Below are 19,848 nucleotides of genomic sequence, written 5' to 3'. Positions count from 1 at the left end.
CGCATCGACCGCGCCCACCAAGCTAACGGCCCACTGACCCCGGTGGCCTCGCTGCCTTGCCCCGATGTTGCCCCGGCAGCTACCCTGCCTGCCTTTCCGCTGTACTGCCTACGATGCCGCTCGCTCATTTTGGTTTGCGCCCATGGCCTGTCCTAGCTGTGGTGGCGCTGATGTCTGTCGTCCCCGCCGCCCACGCCATCTCCAAACGCGACACGGAGAAGGCCGCCGCGCTCGATGCGCGCATGGCCGCCGCCGAAAAGCGCTATCGCGATGCGCTGGTGCTGGTGAACAACTCCGACCCCAAGGGCACTGCCGAAGGCGATGCTGCGCTGGAGGACATGGAAGACATCATCGACGCCTGCATCAAGCAGCGTGGTTGCCTGGTGTCCAATCAGTTGGCCACCTACAAGCGCCTGCTCAAGGCGCGCGCCGATGCCGAGGCGCCGGCCGCCGAAGATCCGGAAGACGACGACACGCTGCTGCAAGCCGACCCGGACCATCTGGGTCCGGCGTCGAACGGCGTGCCCGAGGCCGCGCGTGCCGCCACGCTGCTCAACGACCAGCGCCACGAATTCGACAAGATGGTGCAGTACAACCCGGCCGTGCAGGCCGGTATCCGGCGCTGGCTCACCGATATGCGCCCGGCGCTGCTGACCAGCTACGAGAACTACAGCAACCTGCGCGGCGTGATGTGGCCGGAATGGCAGAAGCGCGGCCTTCCAGAAGCGCTGCTGTTCGGCATCATGGCCAAGGAATCCAACGGCAAGGTGCATGCCAGCTCGCGCGCTGGTGCCGCCGGGTTGATGCAGTTCATGCCCGCCACCGGACGTCGCTTCGGGCTGGGCCCGGACGGCACCGGCTTCGACACCCGCTTCGATGCACGCAGCGCCGCCGAAGCCAGCGCCGCCTACCTCAACGAACGCATGGCCGGACTCAACCGCAGCATCGAACTGGCACTGGCCGCCTACAACGGTGGCGAAGGCCGTGCCGCGCGCGTGTTCGCGCAGAGCGGCGGGCGCGGCTTCTGGGACCAGGACGTCTATAACCAGTTCCCGGCCGAAACCAAGGACTACGTGCCAATGGTGATCGCGGCGGCGTGGATCTTCCTGCACCCGCGTCAATACGGGGTGGACTTTCCCAAGCTCGATGCGCAGCCGGCCACGCTCAAGCTGGCCAAGTCGACCACCATCTACGAACTCACCATCTGCCTAGGCAGCATGGGCACACGCGACGGCTACATGCGTGCGTTGCGCAATCTCAACCCACGTTACGAATCCGATGGCTGGATTCCGGCCGGCACGGTCATCAATGCCACCAACCGCATCGTCAACCTCTACACCCGTTACTGCGTCAATGGCCCGCGTGCGGATCTGGCGCGCACCCTGATCACTGCCGATCTCAACAGCGCGATCGTGCGTAGCAGCAGCGCGCCCGAGTACGTGCCCAGCGTGGCGGTGGGCGATGTCAGCCAGATGGCCGGCGTCCCGACCACCGTCGCCACCGGTCAGCCGGCAGTGGCCAAGCCCAAGGCAAAGCAGGTGCGCAGCTACACCATCGCCAAGGGCGACACGCTCGGTCGCGTCGCGCAGAAGTACCAATGCGAGATCAAGGAGCTGGCCAAGGCCAACGGCTTGAAAGCGCCGTCGTATGCGCTCAAGCCGGGGCAGAGCATCAGGTTGGCGGGGTGCGATCGCTGAACCGGGCGCTGGTGGAGCGTTGCTGATGTCCGCACCCTTCAAACGGCGGTGCGCATCGGCCTGAACCCGCTGGCGTGGGGCAGGCCAGGCTGTGCCAAAGCCGTTCCGGTAGCCCCGGCACGCGCAGCGTGTCGTCAGTCGAAGGTTGGAAAACGGTGCGCGGGGGTGCGAGGCCTTGTGGGGAAGGCCTCGTCGCGGCCAGGTTCGCTGCTACGTTGGCAGCGAGCGCACGACAAGCCTGGTGGTTGCCGTGGGAGCGGACCCGGTCGCAACCAAACCATCCAAACAGCCCGTTTTATGCCGGATGTTCTTCATCCGAGGCTGAGCAGGATGGCGTGCGCGTAGGGGCGGCGTATCACCGGAAACGCCTGGTCGCGGCCAGGTCCGCTCCTACGAGGGCAGCGTTGCACTTCACTGACGACGCGCGAGTGCCTGGCCAAGACGAACCGATGCTTCGGCCGCAAGTCTGCCATCGAGCGTGGCCACACCCGGCGGCAGCAACACGATGACGGTCGAGCCGTAATTGAACCTGGCCATCTCCGCGAACTTCTCCAGCACGATGCCCTTGCCGCGGTAGTCCTTGCGCGTGATGCGGTCGCCATAGCGCGGAATCTCCACGCCGCTCCAGACCGTCTCCACGCCGGAGACCAGCAGTGCCCCCACCATCACCGAGGCCATCGGGCCGAAATCGGTGTCGAAGTGGCAGACCAGCCGCTCGTTGCGCGCGAACAGGCGCGGCACGTTGCGTACGGCGTCCGGGCCCACGCTGAACAGCCGCCCTGGCACGTGCACGGTCTCGCGCAGGGTGCCGGTCCACGGCATATGCACGCGGTGGTAGTCCTTGGGCGACAGATACACGGTGGCGAACAGGCCGTCGTTGAACGGCGCCGCCGCGGCCTCGTCGCCAAGCAATTCTGCAGCAGTGAACGACTGCCCCTTGGCCTGGAAAATGCGGCCGTTCTCGATCGGGCCGAGCTGGCTGATGCGGCCGTCGGCGGGCATCAGCAACGCAGCCGGGTCGGCATCCGGCACGCGTGCGCCGGGCTTCAAGGCGCGGGTAAAGAACGCATTGAAGGTGGGATAGGCGCGCGGATCCGGCTCCTGTGCCTCGCTCAGGTCCACGCCGAACTTGCGTGTGACCGTGTCGATCAACCACTGCTTGGTGGCGGGTCTATCCGAGTAGGCCAGCGCGCGCGCCAGCGAGGACAGCAACCGGTGCGGCAGCACGTAGGTCAGGGAAGTGACAAGACTCACGGAGCGGTTACCTTGGTCAGCTGTTGGAGGTCGGCGGCAATCGCCTTCGGATCGAGCGGGGGGCGGATCAGCCCGGCCAGGCGGCCTTGCGGATCGAGCACGGCAATGCCGGCGGAGTGGTCCATGCTGTAGTCGTTGGGATTTTGCGCATAGCCTTTGCCCGGGACCTTCTGGAACACGAAGCCCAGCGCGGTGGCGAAGCGCTCCAACGCCGGCACGTCCGCCGTGGCGGCCAGGGTGTCCTTGTGGAAGGCATGTGCGTACTCGCCCAGGCGCGCGGGCGGATCGCGCTGCGGGTCCACCGACACGAACAGCACGCGCGGGCGCAGGCCATCGGGAATGCTTTCCCATTGCTGTTGCGCCACTGCCAGATCGGTCAAGGTGGTGGGGCAGACATCGGGGCAGAACGTGAAGCCCAGAAACACCAGCGTCCAATGCCCCTTGAGTTCGCCGGGCACCAGCTGGGTGCCGTCGGACTGGCGCAGGCTGAATTGCGGCAGCGGGCGCGGCTGCGGATAAAAGGTGATGGTCTTGGTGGGCGGCCATGGCGAACTGGGCGCGCCGCCAAGGAACTTCTGGCCCAGCAACATCCCCAGGCCAGCGGCCAGGGCCACCAGCAGCACGATGCCGGTATTGCGATTGAACATGGCGGTTTCCAGTGCAACGGACGCTCATGATACCGATCCGACCTCTATAATCGGGGGCCGATTCCTCTTTAGTTGTTGCCATGACTGCCGCCGCGGCCGACGAACTGCACACCATCATCGACCTGATCCGCTACGGCACCAGCCGTTTCAACGCAGCCGGTCTGACCTTCGGCCACAGCTACGACAATGCGTTGGACGAAGCCACCCAGCTGGTCCTGCACAGCCTGCATCTGCCGCACGATCTGGGCCCGGCCTACGGCCAGGCGCGCTTGCTGCGCTCGGAAAAAGAGCAGGTGCTTGGTCTGTTCGAGCGCCGCATCACCGAGCGCGTGCCGGCCGCTTACCTCACCGGCGAGGCCTGGTTTGCAGGCCTGAGTTTCAAGAGCGATGCGCGCGCCCTGGTGCCGCGTTCGCCGATCGCCGAATTGATCGAAGCCGGCTTCGAGCCCTGGCTGGGCGGGCGCGAAGTGACCCGCGCGCTGGACCTGTGCACCGGTTCGGGCTGCATCGCCATCGCGATGGGCCACTACAACCCGCAGTGGGATGTGGACGGCGTGGACATCAGCGACGATGCGCTGGCGCTGGCCGCAGAAAACAAGGCGCGCCTGCATGCCGACAATGTCACCTTGCTCAAGTCGGACCTGTTCAACGGTCTGGGCGGTCGCCAGTACGACCTGATCGTCACCAACCCGCCGTACGTCACCAACGAGGAAACCGACGCGCTGCCGCAGGAGTATTCCTACGAGCCCGAACTCGGCCTGCGCGCCGGCGACGATGGCCTGGACCTGGTGTTGAAGATCCTGCGCGATGCGCCGCAGCACCTGAGCGAAGACGGCTTGCTGATCTGCGAAGTGGGCGAGTCCGAGCAGCACCTGGTCAAGCTGCTGCCGGAAGTGGATCTGGCCTGGGTCGAGTTCAAGGTCGGGCAGATGGGCATCTTCGCGGTGGAATGCCGCGAATTGATCGCCCACGGTGCCCGCATCGCCGAGCTGGCCGCGCAGCGATGAGCCTGCGCGCATGAGTGCCAATTCGTTCGGCAAGCTGTTCACTGTCACCACCTTCGGCGAGTCGCACGGGCCGGCGATCGGTTGCGTCGTCGACGGCTGCCCTCCCGGCCTGGAGCTCGCGCCGGAAGAGTTCACCCACGATCTGCAGCGCCGCGCCAGCGGCAAGAGCCGGCACACCTCGGCGCGCCGCGAGGCCGACGAGATCGAGATCCTGTCCGGCGTGTACGAAGGCCGTACCACCGGCACGCCGATCGGCTTGCTGATCCGCAATACCGATCAGCGCAGCAAGGACTACAGCAACATCGCCCAGCAGTTCCGTCCCGGCCATGCCGATTACACCTACTGGCAGAAGTACGGCATTCGCGATCCGCGCGGCGGCGGGCGTTCGTCGGCGCGCGAAACCACCATGCGCGTGGCCGCCGGCGTGATCGCCAAGAAGTGGCTCAAGCAGCGCTATGGCGTGCTGGTGCGCGGTTTCCTGTCGCAGCTGGGCCAGATCCGTCCCGCTGGTTTCGATTGGGATGCGGTGGAAGACAACCCGTTCTTCTGGCCGCATGCGGCGCAGGTGCCGGAGCTGGAAACCTACATGGACGCGCTGCGCAAATCCGGCGATTCGGTCGGTGCGCGCGTGGACGTGGTGGCCGGCGGCGTGCCTGCGGGCTGGGGCGAGCCGATCTACGGCAAGCTCGATGCCGAACTCGCCGCGGCCTTGATGAGCATCAATGCAGTCAAGGGCGTGGAGATCGGCGACGGCTTCGCCAGCGCAGCGCAGAAGGGTACTGAACACCGCGACCTGATCACCCCGGAAGGCTTTCTCAGCAACCATGCCGGCGGCATCCTGGGCGGAATCTCCACCGGCCAGGCGGTCACCGCCTCGATGGTGCTCAAGCCCACCTCCAGCCTGCGCCTGCCCGGCGCGACGGTGGATGCCGATGGCAGCGTGGTCGATGTCATCACCACCGGCCGGCACGACCCGTGCGTGGGCATCCGCGCTACCCCGATCGCCGAGGCGATGATGGCGCTGGTGCTGATGGACCAGGCGTTGCGCCATCGTGCCCAGTGCGGCGATGTGGGCGAGGTGTCGCCGCGCATTCCCGGTCAGGTCGATGTCTGACGGACGTCGTCCCAGGGTGTGGGTGAGCCAGCCGCTGTTCGACGATGTCGTCGCGCAGCTGGGCGAGCATTTCGAGCTGACCACCACGCAGCGCGTCAGCGCATATTCGCCGGCCGAGCTGGCCGCGCAACTGGCACCGTTGGACGGCGCCCTGATCACCCTCAACGAGCGCATCGGCGCGGCCGAAATCGCCGCCGCGCCGCAGCTGCGCGCCATCGCCAATGTCGGCGTGGGCTACAACAATCTCGACATCGAGGCCTTGAGCGCGGCCGGCATCCTGGCCAGCAACACGCCGGACGTGCTTACCGAAACCACGGCCGATCTCGGCTTTGCGTTGCTGATGGCCACCGCGCGCCGCATCACCGAATCCGAGCGCTGGCTGCGCGACGGGCAGTGGGGGCAATGGTCGTTCAAGACCATGCTCGGCGCCGATATCCACGGCAGCACGCTCGGCATCCTGGGCATGGGACGCATTGGCCAAGGCATCGCCCGGCGCGGTGCGCACGGTTTCGGCATGCGCGTGCTGTACCACAACCGCAGCCCGTTGCCGGCCGCTACCGAACAGGCGCTGGGCGCACGGTATGTGGATTTCGAGACGTTGCTGGCGCAGTCCGATCACCTGGTGCTGGTATTGCCGTACACCAGGGACTCTCACCACATCATCGATGCCGCGGCGTTGGGCAAGATGCGCGCCACCGCCACGCTGGTGAACATCGCCCGCGGTGGCATCGTCGATGAGCTGGCATTGGCCGATGCGCTGGCCAACGGCCGCCTGGCCGGTGCCGGCCTGGATGTCTACGAAGGCGAGCCGCATGTGCGTCCGGAGCTGCTGGCGCTGAACAACGTGGTGCTCACCCCGCACATCGGCAGCGCCAGCCTGTCCACGCGCCGCGCGATGGTGCAACTGGCGGTGGATAACCTGATCGCTGCGCTGGGCAAGGGCCCGCATGCCGGCAACCCGCCGAGCGCCCTCAACGCCGATGCAGTTGCCGCTACCAAACGTGGCGGCACCGGCGTGGACGCGAAAAAAAACGGCGTCACCGGCAGCATTTCGACCAAACGATAGGGAACCTCCGCGGCCAGCGTTGGAGGTTCCCCGAACCCAGCGCGCAGTGCTTCCTCATTTCCCCTTTCGATAAAGACAAACTCATGAGCAACGAAAACCGTCGTTTCAACGTCGCCGTCGTGGGCGCCACCGGCGCTGTCGGCGAGACCATGCTGAGCATCCTGGCCGAGCGCAACTTCCCGGTCGCCACCCTGTACGCGCTGGCGTCGTCGCGCTCGGCGGGCGGGCAGGTGGAGTTCAATGGCGGCAAGGTCGATGTGCTGGACCTGGCCGAGTTCGACCCCGCCGGCGTGGACATCGCGCTGTTCTCCGCCGGCGGCAGCGTGTCCAAGGAATACGGCCCCAAGTTCGCCGCGGCCGGTGCGGTGGTGATCGATAACTCCTCGGCCTTCCGCTATGACGACGACGTGCCGCTGGTGGTGTCCGAGGTCAACCCGGAAGCGCTCAAGCAGCGCCCGCGCGGCATCATCGCCAATCCCAATTGCTCGACCATGCAAATGCTGGTGGCACTGGGCCCGATCCACCGCCAGTACGGCATCGAGCGTATCAACGTGGCGACCTACCAGTCGGTCTCCGGCGGCGGGCGTTCGGCGATGGAAGAACTGGGCAAGCAGACCAGCGAGTTGTTGAGCTTTCAGGACATCGACCCGCAGCGGTTCCCGGTGCAGATCGCCTTCAACCTGATCCCGCACATCGACGACTTCCAGGACAACGGCTACACCAAGGAAGAGATGAAGCTGGTCTGGGAGACCCGCAAGATCCTCGGCGACGACAGCATCCAGGTGAACCCCACCGCGGTGCGCGTGCCGGTGTTCTACGGCCATTCCGAAGCGGTGGCGATCGAGACCCGCGACAAGATCACCGTGGAGCAGGCGCGCGCGCTGCTGGCAGCGTCGCCTGGCGTGGAAGTGGTGGACGAGCGCAAGCCCGGCGGCTACCCGACGCCGGTCACGCATGCTTCCGGCAAGGATGCGGTGTTCGTCGGCCGCATCCGTGAAGACTTTTCGCATCCGCGCGGCCTGAACTTGTGGATCGTCTCCGACAATATCCGCAAGGGCGCTGCGCTCAACGCCGTGCAGCTGGCCGAACTGGTCGCACAGGAAAGCTAAGCAGCACGACAAAGACGACCGCGCAGCCGCCATGCGTGCGCGCGGCCGGCGCCTGGTCCAGCAGGCGTCACCCGGCCACTGCGATGCTGAGCGCGCCGTTCGCGCCTGCATGGGGATGGCTCGCGACGTGCGGTTGGCGCTCTCAACCGCCGTGCACGTGCTGGAGCATGCCGGCGCGCGGTGATGCTTCCCAGAGAGGCGCACCGCGCGCAAGCGCTCCGGCAGGGTGCGCACCGACACATGGAACGTCGGCTCGATTCTCAACCGAATTCCACCTCAACCGAATTCCACCTGCAGGCGCGCTACCCATCGCGCGTCTGCGGGCATGCGCACGTGCGCGTATCGCCTCATGTGGCATTGGAGGAACTTGCAGCTTGCAGTGCGCAGACCTGTCGCCAGCCGCTCGCACACACTCCGTGCCTGCTCAGGCGACACGCCATTGGCGCCATGTCATGGCATCCCGCAGCGCGTGACTTTGCACCACGCAATCTGCCGACAGGCCGTTGCGCGCTTGAGACCTCGCGCAGTGAGAGCGCCCATCAGCACTTGCCGGTTTGCATTGGCCACGCATGCATGCCGCACTGCGGCAGTGTCGCTGGCACAGGGCTCTGCATCACGGCGCCGACTTTTTCGCTCATCCAGCGGCTATATTGATGCCCATGAAACATAGGGGCGGGGGCGCGATGCGTCCGATACAAGGGATAGGTGCGTTGCTGCTGATGGCCTGCAGCGGCGCTGCAATGGCGTTGGGACTGGGCGATATCCGGGTGCTGTCCAAGCCCGGGCAACCGCTGGTGGCCGAGATTCCGGTCATCTCCAACGAGCCGGGCGAACTGGACAACGCGCGCGTGGCATTGGCATCGGCCACCACGTTTGCGCGCGTCGGCCTGGAGCGCCCGCAAGGGCTGGTCAGCAATCTGCAGTTCCAGTTCGCGCAGGACGCACGCGGGCGTGCGGTGATCCGCGTGACCAGCAGCCAGGCGGTGGACCAGCCGGCGATCAACTTCCTGATCGAGGTGGAGTGGGGCCAGGGCCGGCTGGTGCGCGAATATTCCGCCTTGGTCGATGCGCCCAACACCGCGGCCGCCATCGCCGAGCCGGCCATCGAAGCGCCGCGTGCCGGTTCCAGCAATGCGATTGCACGCGAGCCGGCGCCGGTCGCCGCGCCCGCCGCGCAGGACAACGCCAGGGCCGAACCGGCTGCGCGTGCAGCTGGCAGTGCGTCTGCTGCGTCTGCGACGCAGGCCGGCGACACGTTGCCGGCCGTGCGCGCGGGCCAGACCTTGTCGGAGATCGCCGCGGCGGTGGCGCGTTCCAGCGGGCACTCGCTGGACCAGACCATGCTGGCGTTGCTGCGCACCAATCCGGACGCCTTCATCAACGGCAACATCAATCGCCTGAAGCAGGGCGCGGTGCTGCGCACGCCGCAGGAAGACGCGCTTGCCCAGGTCGGTGCGGCCGAAGCGGCGGTCATGGTGCGCGAGCAGGCCGCCCAGTGGCGGCAGGCGCGATCGGCGGTGCCGCAACCGGCCGAGGCCGGCGCCGCCGCTGCCGCAACGCCGCCGCCCGCCACACCTGCCGCAGCGGCTGGCAACGGCGCGCGGCTCGAAATCGCCCCTGCAGTGGCGAGTCAGACCAACAAGGCCGGCGTCACGTCCGGCACCAGTGCCGAAGGCGAGGGCGAGATGGCGGCCAATCAACAGTTGCAACAGGCCAAGGAAGACATCGCCACCCGCGATGCGGAATTGCAGGACCTGCGGACCCGCGTGGCGGATCTGGAAAAGCTCAAGCAGCAACAGCAAGCGCTGATCGCCATGAAGGACAGCGACCTGGCGGCTGCACAGAAGCGCCTGTCGGAAACCCCGGCGGCCGCACAACAGGGTGGCGGTTTTCCGCTGTGGTTGATCGGCGGGCTGGTGTTGATCGTCGCGGCCGTGGTGGCGTGGCTGGCCGCGCGCCGTCGCAAACCCTCGCCGCTGCCGCCGTTGCCGCGTCGGCAGTTCGACTTCGTCCTGCCTGGCGCGCCGGTGCAGGCCGCCGAGCCGCAAGAGGCGACGCAAGCCACTGAGCCCAGCGAGCGCGATGTGGTGCACGAGACCGAATTCGAGCAGGCCGATCTGCGCGACGAAGAGCGCGCCCATGACGCGCAGCAACCATTGTCGGACGTGCTGCGTCGCGAGCCGCTGCCGTCCGAGCCGGCTGCTGCGCCCATGGCGGTCAACAGCGACGATTGGCGTGCGCTGCGGGCCGCACCGCCGGTGGTGGCAACGCCGCCGCAGGACAGCGCCCCCGTCGACGAGGTGCAGGCTCCGCCGCACCCAGCGTTCGAGGCCGTGGAAGCGAGTCACGCAGATGTCGCACCCACGATCGGTGATGTCCCGTCTACGGCTTCCCCGGTAGCGGCGGCCACGCAAGACAGCCTGGATTTCGAGCGTCCGCCTGCGGCGCCGAGCGCTGCGCCCAGCCCCTCGGCCAGCCGTGACGTCGCCTCGGCCGGGCGCGATCGCCTGGAACTGGCGGTGGCTTACATGGACCTGGGCGACAAGGACACCGCGCGCGGCCTGCTGCTGGAAGTTGCCGCCACCGGCGACGACGCCACGCGCGCCGAAGCCGCCGAGCTGCTGGAACGCCTGGCATGAGCCCGGCGATCGATCGCCTTACTGCGCAGGAAAGTGACGCACGCGAGCGCCGGATCGACTATGTGGAGTTCGCCTCCATCGATCCGGATGCCAGCCGTGCGTTCTTCGAAGCGGTGTTCGGTTGGCAATTCCAGGCCTACGGTCCGGATTACCTGGCCTTCAACGATGGACGCCTGGACGGCGGCTTCTACCGTGCAGCCGCGCCGGCGCCGGACGAGGGTGGGCCGCTTGTGGTGTTGTATGCCGATGCGTTGGCCCCGGTGATCGAGCGCGTGCGTGACGCAGGCGGGGTGATCGTCAAACCGGTCTTCGGCTTTCCGGGCGGCAGTCGGTTTCATTTCCGCGAGCCCGGCGGCACCACGTTGGCCGTGTGGTCCGAGCGCAGCGTCGCGTCCGACGACTGACTGCGCGCTGGTCGCACGCGCGTCCCGCGGCTCGGCACCAGCCAATGCGGCTCGTAAACTTCACCTTTTTTGCAGCGACGGGGCTGTGCTGGCAATCGCCTGCGATGGCGGCGGCATGACCGGCGCGCCGATTTCATCGATTCACTCATAGGGCAGGTACCGATGCGTTACGCGCTGGGCGTGGAATACGACGGCAGCGAGTTCCAGGGCTGGCAGCAGTTGGGCGAGCATGGCGGGCCGAGCGTGCAGGCCAGCCTGCAGGCGGCCTTGTCGTCGGTCGCCGATGCGCCGGTGCAGGTGGTCTGCGCCGGGCGCACCGACGCGGGCGTGCATGGCGAATGCCAGGTGGTGCATTTCGATAGCGACGCACGCCGCGAGCCGCGTGGCTGGATGCTGGGCACCACTGCGCGCCTGCCGCCGTCGATCGCCGTGCGCTGGTGCGTGCCGGCAGCCGATGACTTCCACGCGCGCTTTTCCGCACGCGCGCGTCGTTACCGCTATCGCCTGCTCAATCGGCAGATTCGCCCAGCCCTGTATCGGCAGACCCTGAGCTGGGAGCGTCGCCCGCTCGATGCCGATGCCATGCATGCGGCGGCGCAGGCCTTATTGGGCGAGAACGATTTCAGCGCGTTCCGCAGCGTGCAATGTCAGGCCTTGCACGCGCGCCGTCACCTGCAGGCCATCCACGTGCAGCGTATCGGCGAGGTGGTGGAGGTGCAGGTCCAGGCCAATGCATTCCTTCATCACATGGTGCGGAATATTGTGGGTTCGCTGATTTTGGTCGGTACCGGCGAGCAGCCGGCCGACTGGATCGCGACGTTGCTCGCCGGACGCGACCGCACTGTGGCCGGCCCGACAGCGCCGCCACAAGGTCTGGTATTTATCGGACCTCTGTATCCTGCAGAGTGGCATCTGCCTGCTGAGGTGACCCAATGAATCGATCGCTGTACCGCACCCGTATCAAGTTTTGTGGCATGACCCGCGCCGGCGATATCCGGCTGGCCGGCGAGCTGGGTGTGGACGCGGTAGGTTTCATCTTTGCGCATGGCAGCCCACGGCGCGTGGCGCCGGCCGAGGCGCGCGCGATGCGCCAGGCCACTGCGCCGATGGTCGATGTGGTGGCGTTGTTCCGCAACAATTCCAAGGAAGAAGTGCGCGAAGTGGTGCGCACCGTGCGCCCGACCTTGTTGCAGTTCCACGGCGAGGAAGACGACGCGTTCTGCCGTAGCTTCAACCTGCCGTATCTCAAGGCGGTGCCGATGGGCAGCAGCGGCGTGAATGGCGAGGACGCCAACGCGCGCACGCTGCAGTTGTCGTATCCCAATACCGCTGGCTTTCTGTTCGACAGCCATGCGCCCGGCGCGGGCGGCGGCACCGGCAAGACCTTCGACTGGTCGCGCTTGCCCACCGGCTTGCATCGTCCGTTTCTGCTGGCCGGTGGCATCAACGCCGACAACGTGTTCGACGCCATCGTGGCCACGTTGCCTTGGGGCGTGGACGTTTCCAGTGGCGTGGAGTTGGCGCCCGGCATCAAGGACGGCCACAAGATGCGCAAGTTCGTCGAGGAAGTGCGGCGGGCGGATTGTCACGACATGTCGTGAGGGTGATTGGGGTTCGGGATTCGTGGCAGCGGCTATGCCGAGGCATCTCAAGCGCTGCTTCTTGCCTGCAACACCGCTGCGTCAGGATCCACTGGACAGTCGCCTGATCCTTGCGCCTTTTCGCTTGCACGTGTTCGCGATGCGCCAGCAGCTGGCGAAGTGCTCATGGGGTGATCGCGCGCGATGGCTGCTCAGTTCTCCGCTGCCTGCAGGGTTGAAGAGGTGTGCTGGTCTGTCGCCAGCGCTTTGCCTAGCCAGCCGGCCAGCCGCTCGATGCGTGGATCGGGGTTGCGCTTGGCCGCGCATAAGACCCAGCGGCCGTGCGTGGCGGTGAAGCCCCATGGCGCCAGCAGGCGCCCGGCTGCCAGGTCCGCGGCGACCAACGGCTGCGGCGCAATCGCGATCCCAAGACCAGCAGCAGCGGCTTCCAGCAGATACACCAGGTGTTCGAATTCGGTGCCGAAGCGCAGCCCCTCGGGTGCCAGCCCGTGCGCCTGGGCCCATTCCGGCCAGGCTTGCGGGCGCGAGCGGGTGTGCAGCAGCGCGTGATCGCCGAGCGCGGCCGGGTTGCTCCCCTCGATCTGCAAGGTCGATGCGAGCTGAGGACTCAGCACCGGCCCAATCCACTCCACGCCGAGGGTGTGCACCTGCCACTCGCTGGGCCAGGGCGGGGTGTCCAGCAGCAGGGCGGCATCCAGGCCGTCCAGGTCCGGGCCAGGTGGCTGTTCGCTGGCCGACAGATGCAGGCGCACGTCAGGCAGCTCTTGCTGCAGCAGTCCCAGGCGCGGAATCACCCAGCGCGCCAGCAAGCTGCCCGAACACCCCAGCACCAGCGGCGCTTCGGCGGCCGGGCGTTGTAATGCCGCCCAGGCCTGACCAATCACGCCAAAGCCTTCGCCGGTGGCATCGCGAAGCCGAACGCCCGCCGCGGTCAGCACGAGGCCGCGGCCCTGGCGCGCAAACAGCGCCGCGCCCAACGCCTGTTCCAGCGAACGCACGTGCCGGCTGATGGCGCCATGGGTCACGTGCAATTCCTGCGCAGCACGGCTGATGCTCTGCAGGCGCGCGGCAGCTTCGAACGCACGCAGCGCCGCCAATGGAGGAAGCAAGGCGCTCATATGTGATTCCAGCTCACAGGTTGCGGCAATCTTATCGATTTATCGCGCGCCGCGGCTGCGCTAGAGTGACGCCTCTCGTATGACGCATCGCTGCAGAGGATTCCCATGTCGGCCCAGCCCATCAGTGACTTTTACGCCTATCCGGATGCTGCCGGTCACTTCGGCAAGTTCGGTGGCCGTTTCGTCGCCGAAACCTTGATCGGCCCACTGCAGGAATTGTCCGCCGCTTACGATCAGGCGCGGCAGGACCCGAGTTTCATTGCCGAATACGACAAGGACCTCAAGCATTACGTCGGCCGGCCCAGCCCGATCTACCACGCCGAGCGGCTCAGCCGTGAAGTGGGTGGGGCGCAGATCCTGCTCAAGCGCGAAGACCTGAACCACACCGGCGCGCACAAGATCAACAACACCATCGGCCAGGCGCTGTTGGCCAGCCGCATGGGCAAGACCCGCATCATCGCCGAGACCGGCGCCGGCCAGCACGGCGTCGCCAGTGCCACCGTGGCGGCACGCCTGGGCCTGGAATGCGTGGTCTACATGGGCGCCACCGACATCGAGCGGCAAAAGATCAACGTCTACCGCATGAAGCTGCTCGGCGCCACGGTGATCCCGGTGACTTCCGGCTCGGCCACGCTCAAGGACGCGCTCAACGAAGCCATGCGCGACTGGGTGACCAACGTGCGCGACACCTTCTACATCATCGGCACCGTGGCTGGCCCGGACCCATACCCGCGCATGGTGCGCGACTTCAATGCGATTGTCGGTCGCGAGGCGCGCGAACAGATGCTGCAGGACTATGGTCGGCTGCCGGATGCGATCAGTGCCTGCGTGGGTGGCGGCAGCAATGCGATCGGTTTGTTCCATGCCTTCCTCAATGATCCGGGCGTCAAGATCTATGGCGCCGAAGCGGCCGGCGATGGCATCGCCACCGGCCGCCACGCCGCCTCCATCGCCGCAGGTCGCCCGGGCGTGCTGCACGGCAACCGCACCTACGTGATCTGCGACGATGACGGCCAGATCACCGAGACCCATTCGATTTCCGCCGGCCTGGATTACCCGGGTGTGGGCCCGGAGCATTCGTTCCTGTCCGACAGCGGTCGCGCGGTGTACCAGGGCATCACCGACGACGAGGCGATGGCCGCCTTCCATCTGCTGGCGCATACCGAAGGCATTCTTGCCGCGCTCGAGTCCAGCCATGCGGTGGCGCAGTCGATCAAGCTTGCGCGCGAGCTGCCCAGGGATGCGCTGGTGTTGTGCAATCTGTCCGGGCGTGGCGATAAGGATGTGCATACCATCGCAGCGCGCGAGGGGATCGCTCTTTAAAAGTGGTGGCGGCTGACGCTATCCGGACGCAGGGACGCGGCGATGCTCGAAGGAATGCTCCAGTTGGTGGCCGAGGTGCTCCTGCAGGCCTTGGCCGAGCTGCTGATCGAAGTTGGCCTGCACTCTGTCGCCGAGTCGTTCGAGCGCAGGCCCTCGCCCTGGCTGGCGGCAGTGGGCTACGCAATCCTGGGCGCGTTACTTGGCGGTGTCAGTCTCTGGCTGCTGCCGCAGCACCTCACTGCGACCTTTGGGTCTCGACTGGCAGCGCTGCTGATCGCGCCGCTGGTCGCTGGTGGGCTGATGGCCGCGCTTGGTGCGTGGCGTGCGCGTCGCGGCGACCCGGTGCTGCGCATCGATCGATTTTCCTACGGCTACCTGTTTGCGCTGTGCTTTGCGCTGATGCGGTATTTCTTTGCCACCTGAGGTTAGATGGCAGCTGGCCTTCCTCCCTTGTTCGAGTGATTTCATGCGTCGTATCGATTCCTGCTTCGCCGAGCTGCGTGCCAATGGGCGCAAGGCACTGATCCCCTTCATCACCGCCGGCGACCCATCGTTGGAAGCCACCGTGCCGGTGATGCACGCGCTGGTGCGCGCCGGTGCCGATGTGATCGAGCTGGGGGTGCCGTTCTCCGACCCCATGGCCGACGGTCCCACCATCCAGCGCAGCTCCGAGCGCGCGCTGGGCCGCGGTGCCGGCCTGGCGTATGTGCTCGAAGCGGTGCACGAGTTCCGCCGCGAAGATGCCACCACCCCGGTGGTGTTGATGGGCTACCTCAACCCGATCGAGATCCATGGCACGCGACGCTTCGCCGAAGCCGCGGTCGCCGCGGGCGTGGATGGTGTGCTGCTGGTCGACCTGCCGCCGGAAGAAGCCGGCGAAACGCGCGCCATCTTCACCGAGGTCGGCCTGGCGCTGATCGCACTGGCCTCGCCCACCACCAGCGAGCAGCGCCTGGACATGTTGTGCAGCACCGCGCAGGGCTATCTGTACTACGTCAGCTTTGCCGGCGTCACCGGCGCCTCCAATCTGCTCGACACCCATGCCGCCAGCGATCGCCTGCGCCAGCTGCGCCAGCGTGCCGGCGCGCCGGTGGTGGCCGGCTTCGGCATCAAGGATGCGGCCAGCGCCGCTGCCATGGCCGTGGATGCCGACGGCGTGGTGGTGGGCAGTGCCCTGGTCGCCGCATTGGCGGACGCAGGCGAGGTCCGCAGCGCCCGTGAGCGCGCCGAAGCGTTCCTGGCCCCGTTGCGCCAGGCGCTCGACCAGAAATGAGAACCGAACGTCTCTCTCAGCGCTAGGGAGTGGGGCGAGGGGGCGGGCGCAGCCACGTGCAGCCAATCCATTGCGCCGCATCGCGCCATCCTGCGCAGAGACATCACGCCGCCCAAGCCCGCAAGTCTCTGCGCCAGATCCCGCATTCATGACCCCGGCTACCTTGGCATTCCCACGGCGCGTTAGACTGTCGCCCCTCTGCGGCCCGCCAGGCCGCCCTGCATGGATTGTCATACACGCATGAGCTGGCTCAGCAAATTGATGCCCTCCGGCATCCGCACCGAAAACACCCCGGCCAAGAAGCGCAGTGTCCCCGAGGGCCTGTGGGAAAAGTGCAGCAATTGCGGGAGCGCGCTGTACGGCCCGGAGCTCGAAGAAAACCTCGAGGTGTGCCCGAAATGCGATCACCACATGGCCATCCGCGCCCGCGCGCGCCTGAATTCGCTGTTCGACCCGGACACCGCCACCACTGAAATCGCCGCTCAGCTCGGGCCGGTCGACGCGCTCAAGTTCAAGGACCAGAAGCGCTACGGCGAGCGCATCAAGGCCAGCCAGAAGGCCAGCGGCGAATACGACGCGCTGATCGCCATGCGCGGCACCCTCAAGGGCAATCCGCTGGTCGCCGCTGCGTTCGATTTCGCCTTCATGGGCGGCTCGATGGGGTCGGTGGTCGGCGAGCGCTTTGCGCGTGCGGCCGAAGTGGCGCTGGAAGTGGGCTGCCCGTTCGTGTGCTTTTCCGCCAGCGGCGGCGCACGCATGCAGGAAGGCCTGTTCTCGCTGATGCAGATGGCCAAGACCTCGGCCGCGCTCGGCCGCCTGCGCGAAGCCGGCCTGCCGTATATCTCGGTGCTCACCCATCCCACCACCGGTGGCGTGTCGGCCTCGTTCGCGATGCTCGGCGATATCAACATCGCCGAGCCGCATGCGCTGATCGGCTTTGCCGGCCCGCGCGTGATCGAACAGACCGTGCGCGAAACGCTGCCGGAAGGTTTCCAGCGCTCGGAGTTCCTGCTCGACCACGGCGCCATCGACCAGATCTGCGACCGCCGCCAGCTGCGCGACCGCATCGCCGAGCTCACCGCGATGATGATGCGGCAGCCGCATCCGCAAGACGCCGACGCCGCATGAGCGCACGCAAGTACTTCGGCACCGACGGCATCCGCGGCCGGGTCGGGCAGGGTGTGATCTCGGCCGATTTCGTGCTGCGCCTGGGCAATGCGCTTGGCCGTGTACTGACCCAGGGCCGCAGCAAGCGGCCATTGGTGCTGATCGGCAAGGACACCCGCATTTCCGGCTACATGTTCGAAGCGGCGCTGGAAGCAGGCCTGGTTGCCGCCGGAGCCGACGTGCAGCTGATCGGGCCGATGCCGACCCCGGCCATCGCCTTTTTGACCAGCACGCTGCGCGCAGATGCGGGGGTGGTGATCAGTGCCTCGCACAATCCGCATTACGACAACGGCATCAAGTTCTTCTCCGCCGAAGGCGAGAAGCTCGACGACGCCACCGAAGCGGCGATCGAAGCGGCGTTGGACGAGCCGTTCCACACGGTGGAATCGGAGCGATTGGGCAAGGCCATCCGCACCCGTGACGCGATCGGCCGCTATATCGAATTCTGCAAGGCCAGCGTGGCGCGCGGTTTCACCCTGCACGGGCTGAAGATGGTGCTGGATTGCGCGCATGGCGCCACCTATCACATCGCACCCATGCTGTTCCGCGAGCTGGGCGCCGAAGTGGTGGTCATCGGCGCCGCGCCGGACGGGCTCAACATCAACGCCGGCGTGGGCTCGACCCATATCGACAATCTCGCCGCCAAGGTACGCGAGTGCGGGGCGCATCTGGGCATCGCCTTCGATGGCGACGGCGACCGCGTGCTGATGGCCGATGACCAGGGCAACCTGGTCGATGGCGACGATCTGCTGTATGTGCTGGCCCGCTCGTGGCAGGCCAGCGGCCGGCTGACGGGTACCGTGGTCGGCACCTTGATGACCAACTACGGTCTGGAACAGGCATTGGCTGCACTGCACATCCCGTTCCAGCGCGCCAAGGTCGGCGACCGCTACGTGCATCAGGCCCTGGTCGAAGGCGGCGGCACGTTGGGCGGCGAAACGTCCGGTCACCTGTTGTGCCTGGACCGTGCCAGCACTGGCGATGGCATCGTCAGTGCGCTGCAGGTGCTCGAAGCGCTGGGCCGCGATGGGCAGAGCCTGCGCGAGGCGCTGGCCAGCCTGAGCAAGGTGCCGCAGAAGACCGTCAACGTGCGCCTGGATGGCGGCACCGCCAAGGCCATTGTGGAAGCGGTCCACGTGCAGCAGGCATTGCAGCAGGCGCAGGCCGCCGTGCAAGGGCGCGGCCGCGCGTTCCTGCGCCCGTCGGGCACCGAACCGGTGGTACGGGTGACCGTGGAAGCTGACGACGCCGGCCTGATGCAGGACACGCTCGACCGGCTCTCGGGTGCAGTGCGTGACGCGGCGTGAGTCGATCGTCATTGGCGTGTGCGTGGTCATCGCCAAGGCCGCCACGTTTTACCTGTTGTATCGCCTGCTGATCTGATCAGCAGGTTTCTCTGGACCTTTCGACCTTGACTGCAGACATCCGTATGAGCGCGCGCATCCCCACGCTGGACATCACCCGTTTCGACACCGATCGCGACGCCTTCGTCGCCGAGCTCGGAGCGGCTTATCGGCAGTGGGGATTTGCCGGCATCCGCAACCACGGCATCGCCCAGGCCGACATCGACGCCGCCTACGACGTGTTCAAGGCGTTCTTCGTGTTGCCCGAAGCGACCAAGCGCCGTTATCACGTGGAAGGCAGCGGTGGCGCGCGCGGCTACACCGCGTTCGGCGTGGAAACCGCCAAGGATTCCAAGCACTTCGACCTGAAGGAGTTCTGGCACATCGGCCGCGAGATTCCGGACGATTCGCCGTACCGCGCAGTGATGCCGCCGAACCTGTGGCCCAGCGAAGTGCCGGGCTTCCGTGAGCGCGGCTACCAGCTGTACCAGCAGCTCGATCAATTGGGTTCGCGCGTGCTGTCGGCGCTGGCGCTGCATATCGGCCTGCCGCAGGACTACTTCGTCGACAAGACCAACAACGGCAATTCGATCCTGCGGCCGATCCATTACCCGCCGATCACCAGCGACGACATTCCCAACGTGCGTGCCGGTGCGCATGGCGATATCAATTTCATCACCTTGCTGGTGGGTGCCAGTGCCGCCGGCCTGGAAGTGCGTTCCCACGATGGCGAGTGGGTGCCGTTCACTGCCGACGCCGACACCATCGTGGTCAACATCGGCGACATGCTGCAGCGCCTGACCAACCATGTATATCCGTCCACCATCCACCGCGTGGTCAATCCGCCCGGAGAGCAGGCGCGCCAGCCGCGCTATTCGGTGCCGTTCTTCCTGCATCCCAATCCGGATTTCCTCATCGACGTGCTGCCCTCGTGCATCAGTGCCGACAATCCCAGCCGTTATCCGGAGCCGATCACGGCGCATGGCTTCCTGGAAGAGCGTCTGCGCGAGATCAAGCTGAAGTGATCTGCGCCTGCGCAACAGCCGCGCTCGCAACACCACCGGTGACCGGTGCCGCACTTCTGTT

Annotated in this window: 18 protein-coding genes; 15 read left to right on the top strand and 3 right to left on the bottom strand. The window is 66.7% G+C overall.

Features of this window, described 5'->3' with window-relative positions; all coding sequences use genetic code 11:
- Positions 1-113 precede the first annotated feature (113 nt).
- Entirely contained in the window at positions 114-1,697 is a 1,584-nt protein-coding gene (locus HLH45_RS17975; RefSeq protein WP_011347957.1) for a transglycosylase SLT domain-containing protein, read from the top strand.
- A 411-nt stretch (positions 1,698-2,108) separates the two neighbouring features.
- Here HLH45_RS17975 and asd read toward each other — a convergent pair whose 3' ends face one another.
- The gene (asd, locus tag HLH45_RS17970) at positions 2,109-2,951 is read right to left on the bottom strand and encodes an archaetidylserine decarboxylase (RefSeq protein WP_008577516.1); all 843 of its coding nucleotides are present in this window, start codon (positions 2,949-2,951) and stop codon (positions 2,109-2,111) included.
- Positions 2,948-3,598, bottom strand: a complete 651-nt coding sequence (locus HLH45_RS17965) for an SCO family protein (RefSeq protein WP_008577518.1) — start codon at positions 3,596-3,598, stop codon at positions 2,948-2,950. The genes asd and HLH45_RS17965 overlap by 4 nt, the downstream gene beginning before the upstream one ends.
- A gap of 80 nt (positions 3,599-3,678) precedes the next feature.
- Here HLH45_RS17965 and prmB point away from each other — a divergent pair, with 80 nt between their 5' ends.
- The 8 genes from prmB to HLH45_RS17925 all read left to right on the top strand — a co-directional run bounded on the left by prmB (position 3,679) and on the right by HLH45_RS17925 (position 12,538).
- On the top strand, positions 3,679-4,605 hold the full coding sequence (gene prmB, locus HLH45_RS17960) for a 50S ribosomal protein L3 N(5)-glutamine methyltransferase (protein WP_008577520.1): 927 nt from the start codon (positions 3,679-3,681) through the stop codon (positions 4,603-4,605).
- A gap of 10 nt (positions 4,606-4,615) precedes the next feature.
- Entirely contained in the window at positions 4,616-5,719 is a 1,104-nt protein-coding gene (gene aroC / locus HLH45_RS17955) for a chorismate synthase (RefSeq protein WP_008577522.1), read from the top strand.
- Positions 5,712-6,785, top strand: a complete 1,074-nt coding sequence (locus HLH45_RS17950) for a 2-hydroxyacid dehydrogenase (RefSeq protein ID WP_008577524.1) — start codon at positions 5,712-5,714, stop codon at positions 6,783-6,785. The genes aroC and HLH45_RS17950 overlap by 8 nt, the downstream gene beginning before the upstream one ends.
- Before the next feature lie 83 nt (positions 6,786-6,868).
- Positions 6,869-7,894 carry an aspartate-semialdehyde dehydrogenase gene (locus HLH45_RS17945; RefSeq protein WP_008577526.1) on the top strand — a complete coding sequence of 342 codons (1,026 nt, stop codon included), beginning with the start codon at positions 6,869-6,871 and terminating at the stop codon, positions 7,892-7,894.
- Between the two features lie 683 nt (positions 7,895-8,577).
- Positions 8,578-10,533, top strand: coding sequence for a type IV pilus assembly protein FimV (locus HLH45_RS17940; protein WP_443980425.1), 1,956 nt, complete (start codon positions 8,578-8,580; stop codon positions 10,531-10,533).
- Positions 10,530-10,937 (top strand): VOC family protein, encoded by a 408-nt coding sequence (locus HLH45_RS17935; protein WP_008570950.1) that lies wholly within the window; start codon positions 10,530-10,532, stop codon positions 10,935-10,937. The genes HLH45_RS17940 and HLH45_RS17935 overlap by 4 nt, the downstream gene beginning before the upstream one ends.
- Before the next feature lie 162 nt (positions 10,938-11,099).
- Complete coding sequence (gene truA / locus HLH45_RS17930; protein WP_008570951.1) at positions 11,100-11,873, top strand: tRNA pseudouridine(38-40) synthase TruA; 774 nt, start codon at positions 11,100-11,102, stop codon at positions 11,871-11,873.
- Positions 11,870-12,538: a phosphoribosylanthranilate isomerase gene (locus HLH45_RS17925; protein WP_008570953.1), complete on the top strand. Its 669-nt coding sequence runs from the start codon at positions 11,870-11,872 to the stop codon at positions 12,536-12,538. Before truA ends, HLH45_RS17925 begins: the two co-directional genes overlap by 4 nt.
- A 191-nt stretch (positions 12,539-12,729) precedes the next feature.
- Here HLH45_RS17925 and HLH45_RS17920 read toward each other — a convergent pair whose 3' ends face one another.
- Positions 12,730-13,656, bottom strand: coding sequence for a LysR family transcriptional regulator (locus tag HLH45_RS17920; protein ID WP_008570954.1), 927 nt, complete (start codon positions 13,654-13,656; stop codon positions 12,730-12,732).
- Positions 13,657-13,761: 105 nt separating this feature from the next.
- Here HLH45_RS17920 and trpB point away from each other — a divergent pair, with 105 nt between their 5' ends.
- The 6 genes from trpB to HLH45_RS17890 all read left to right on the top strand — a co-directional run bounded on the left by trpB (position 13,762) and on the right by HLH45_RS17890 (position 19,787).
- On the top strand, positions 13,762-14,979 hold the full coding sequence (gene trpB / locus HLH45_RS17915; RefSeq protein WP_005914297.1) for a tryptophan synthase subunit beta: 1,218 nt from the start codon (positions 13,762-13,764) through the stop codon (positions 14,977-14,979).
- Between the two features lie 42 nt (positions 14,980-15,021).
- Positions 15,022-15,402, top strand: coding sequence for a hypothetical protein (locus tag HLH45_RS17910; protein ID WP_008570955.1), 381 nt, complete (start codon positions 15,022-15,024; stop codon positions 15,400-15,402).
- A 43-nt stretch (positions 15,403-15,445) separates the two neighbouring features.
- Complete coding sequence (gene trpA / locus HLH45_RS17905; protein ID WP_008570956.1) at positions 15,446-16,252, top strand: tryptophan synthase subunit alpha; 807 nt, start codon at positions 15,446-15,448, stop codon at positions 16,250-16,252.
- A gap of 240 nt (positions 16,253-16,492) precedes the next feature.
- A complete protein-coding gene (accD, locus tag HLH45_RS17900) occupies positions 16,493-17,380 on the top strand; it encodes an acetyl-CoA carboxylase, carboxyltransferase subunit beta (protein WP_008570957.1) in 888 nt (295 codons plus the stop codon).
- Positions 17,377-18,726 (top strand): phosphoglucosamine mutase, encoded by a 1,350-nt coding sequence (gene glmM / locus HLH45_RS17895; RefSeq protein WP_008570958.1) that lies wholly within the window; start codon positions 17,377-17,379, stop codon positions 18,724-18,726. The genes accD and glmM overlap by 4 nt, the downstream gene beginning before the upstream one ends.
- A 122-nt stretch (positions 18,727-18,848) precedes the next feature.
- A complete protein-coding gene (locus HLH45_RS17890; RefSeq protein ID WP_008570959.1) occupies positions 18,849-19,787 on the top strand; it encodes an isopenicillin N synthase family dioxygenase in 939 nt (312 codons plus the stop codon).
- Positions 19,788-19,848: the final 61 nt, after the last annotated feature.

It is taken from the genome of Xanthomonas euvesicatoria, from assembly GCF_013112235.1.
In the GTDB taxonomy this organism is placed as follows: Bacteria; Pseudomonadota; Gammaproteobacteria; order Xanthomonadales; family Xanthomonadaceae; genus Xanthomonas; species Xanthomonas euvesicatoria.
The sequence above is the reverse complement of the archived record's forward strand: the minus strand, read 5'-3'. Positions and strand labels throughout refer to the sequence as shown.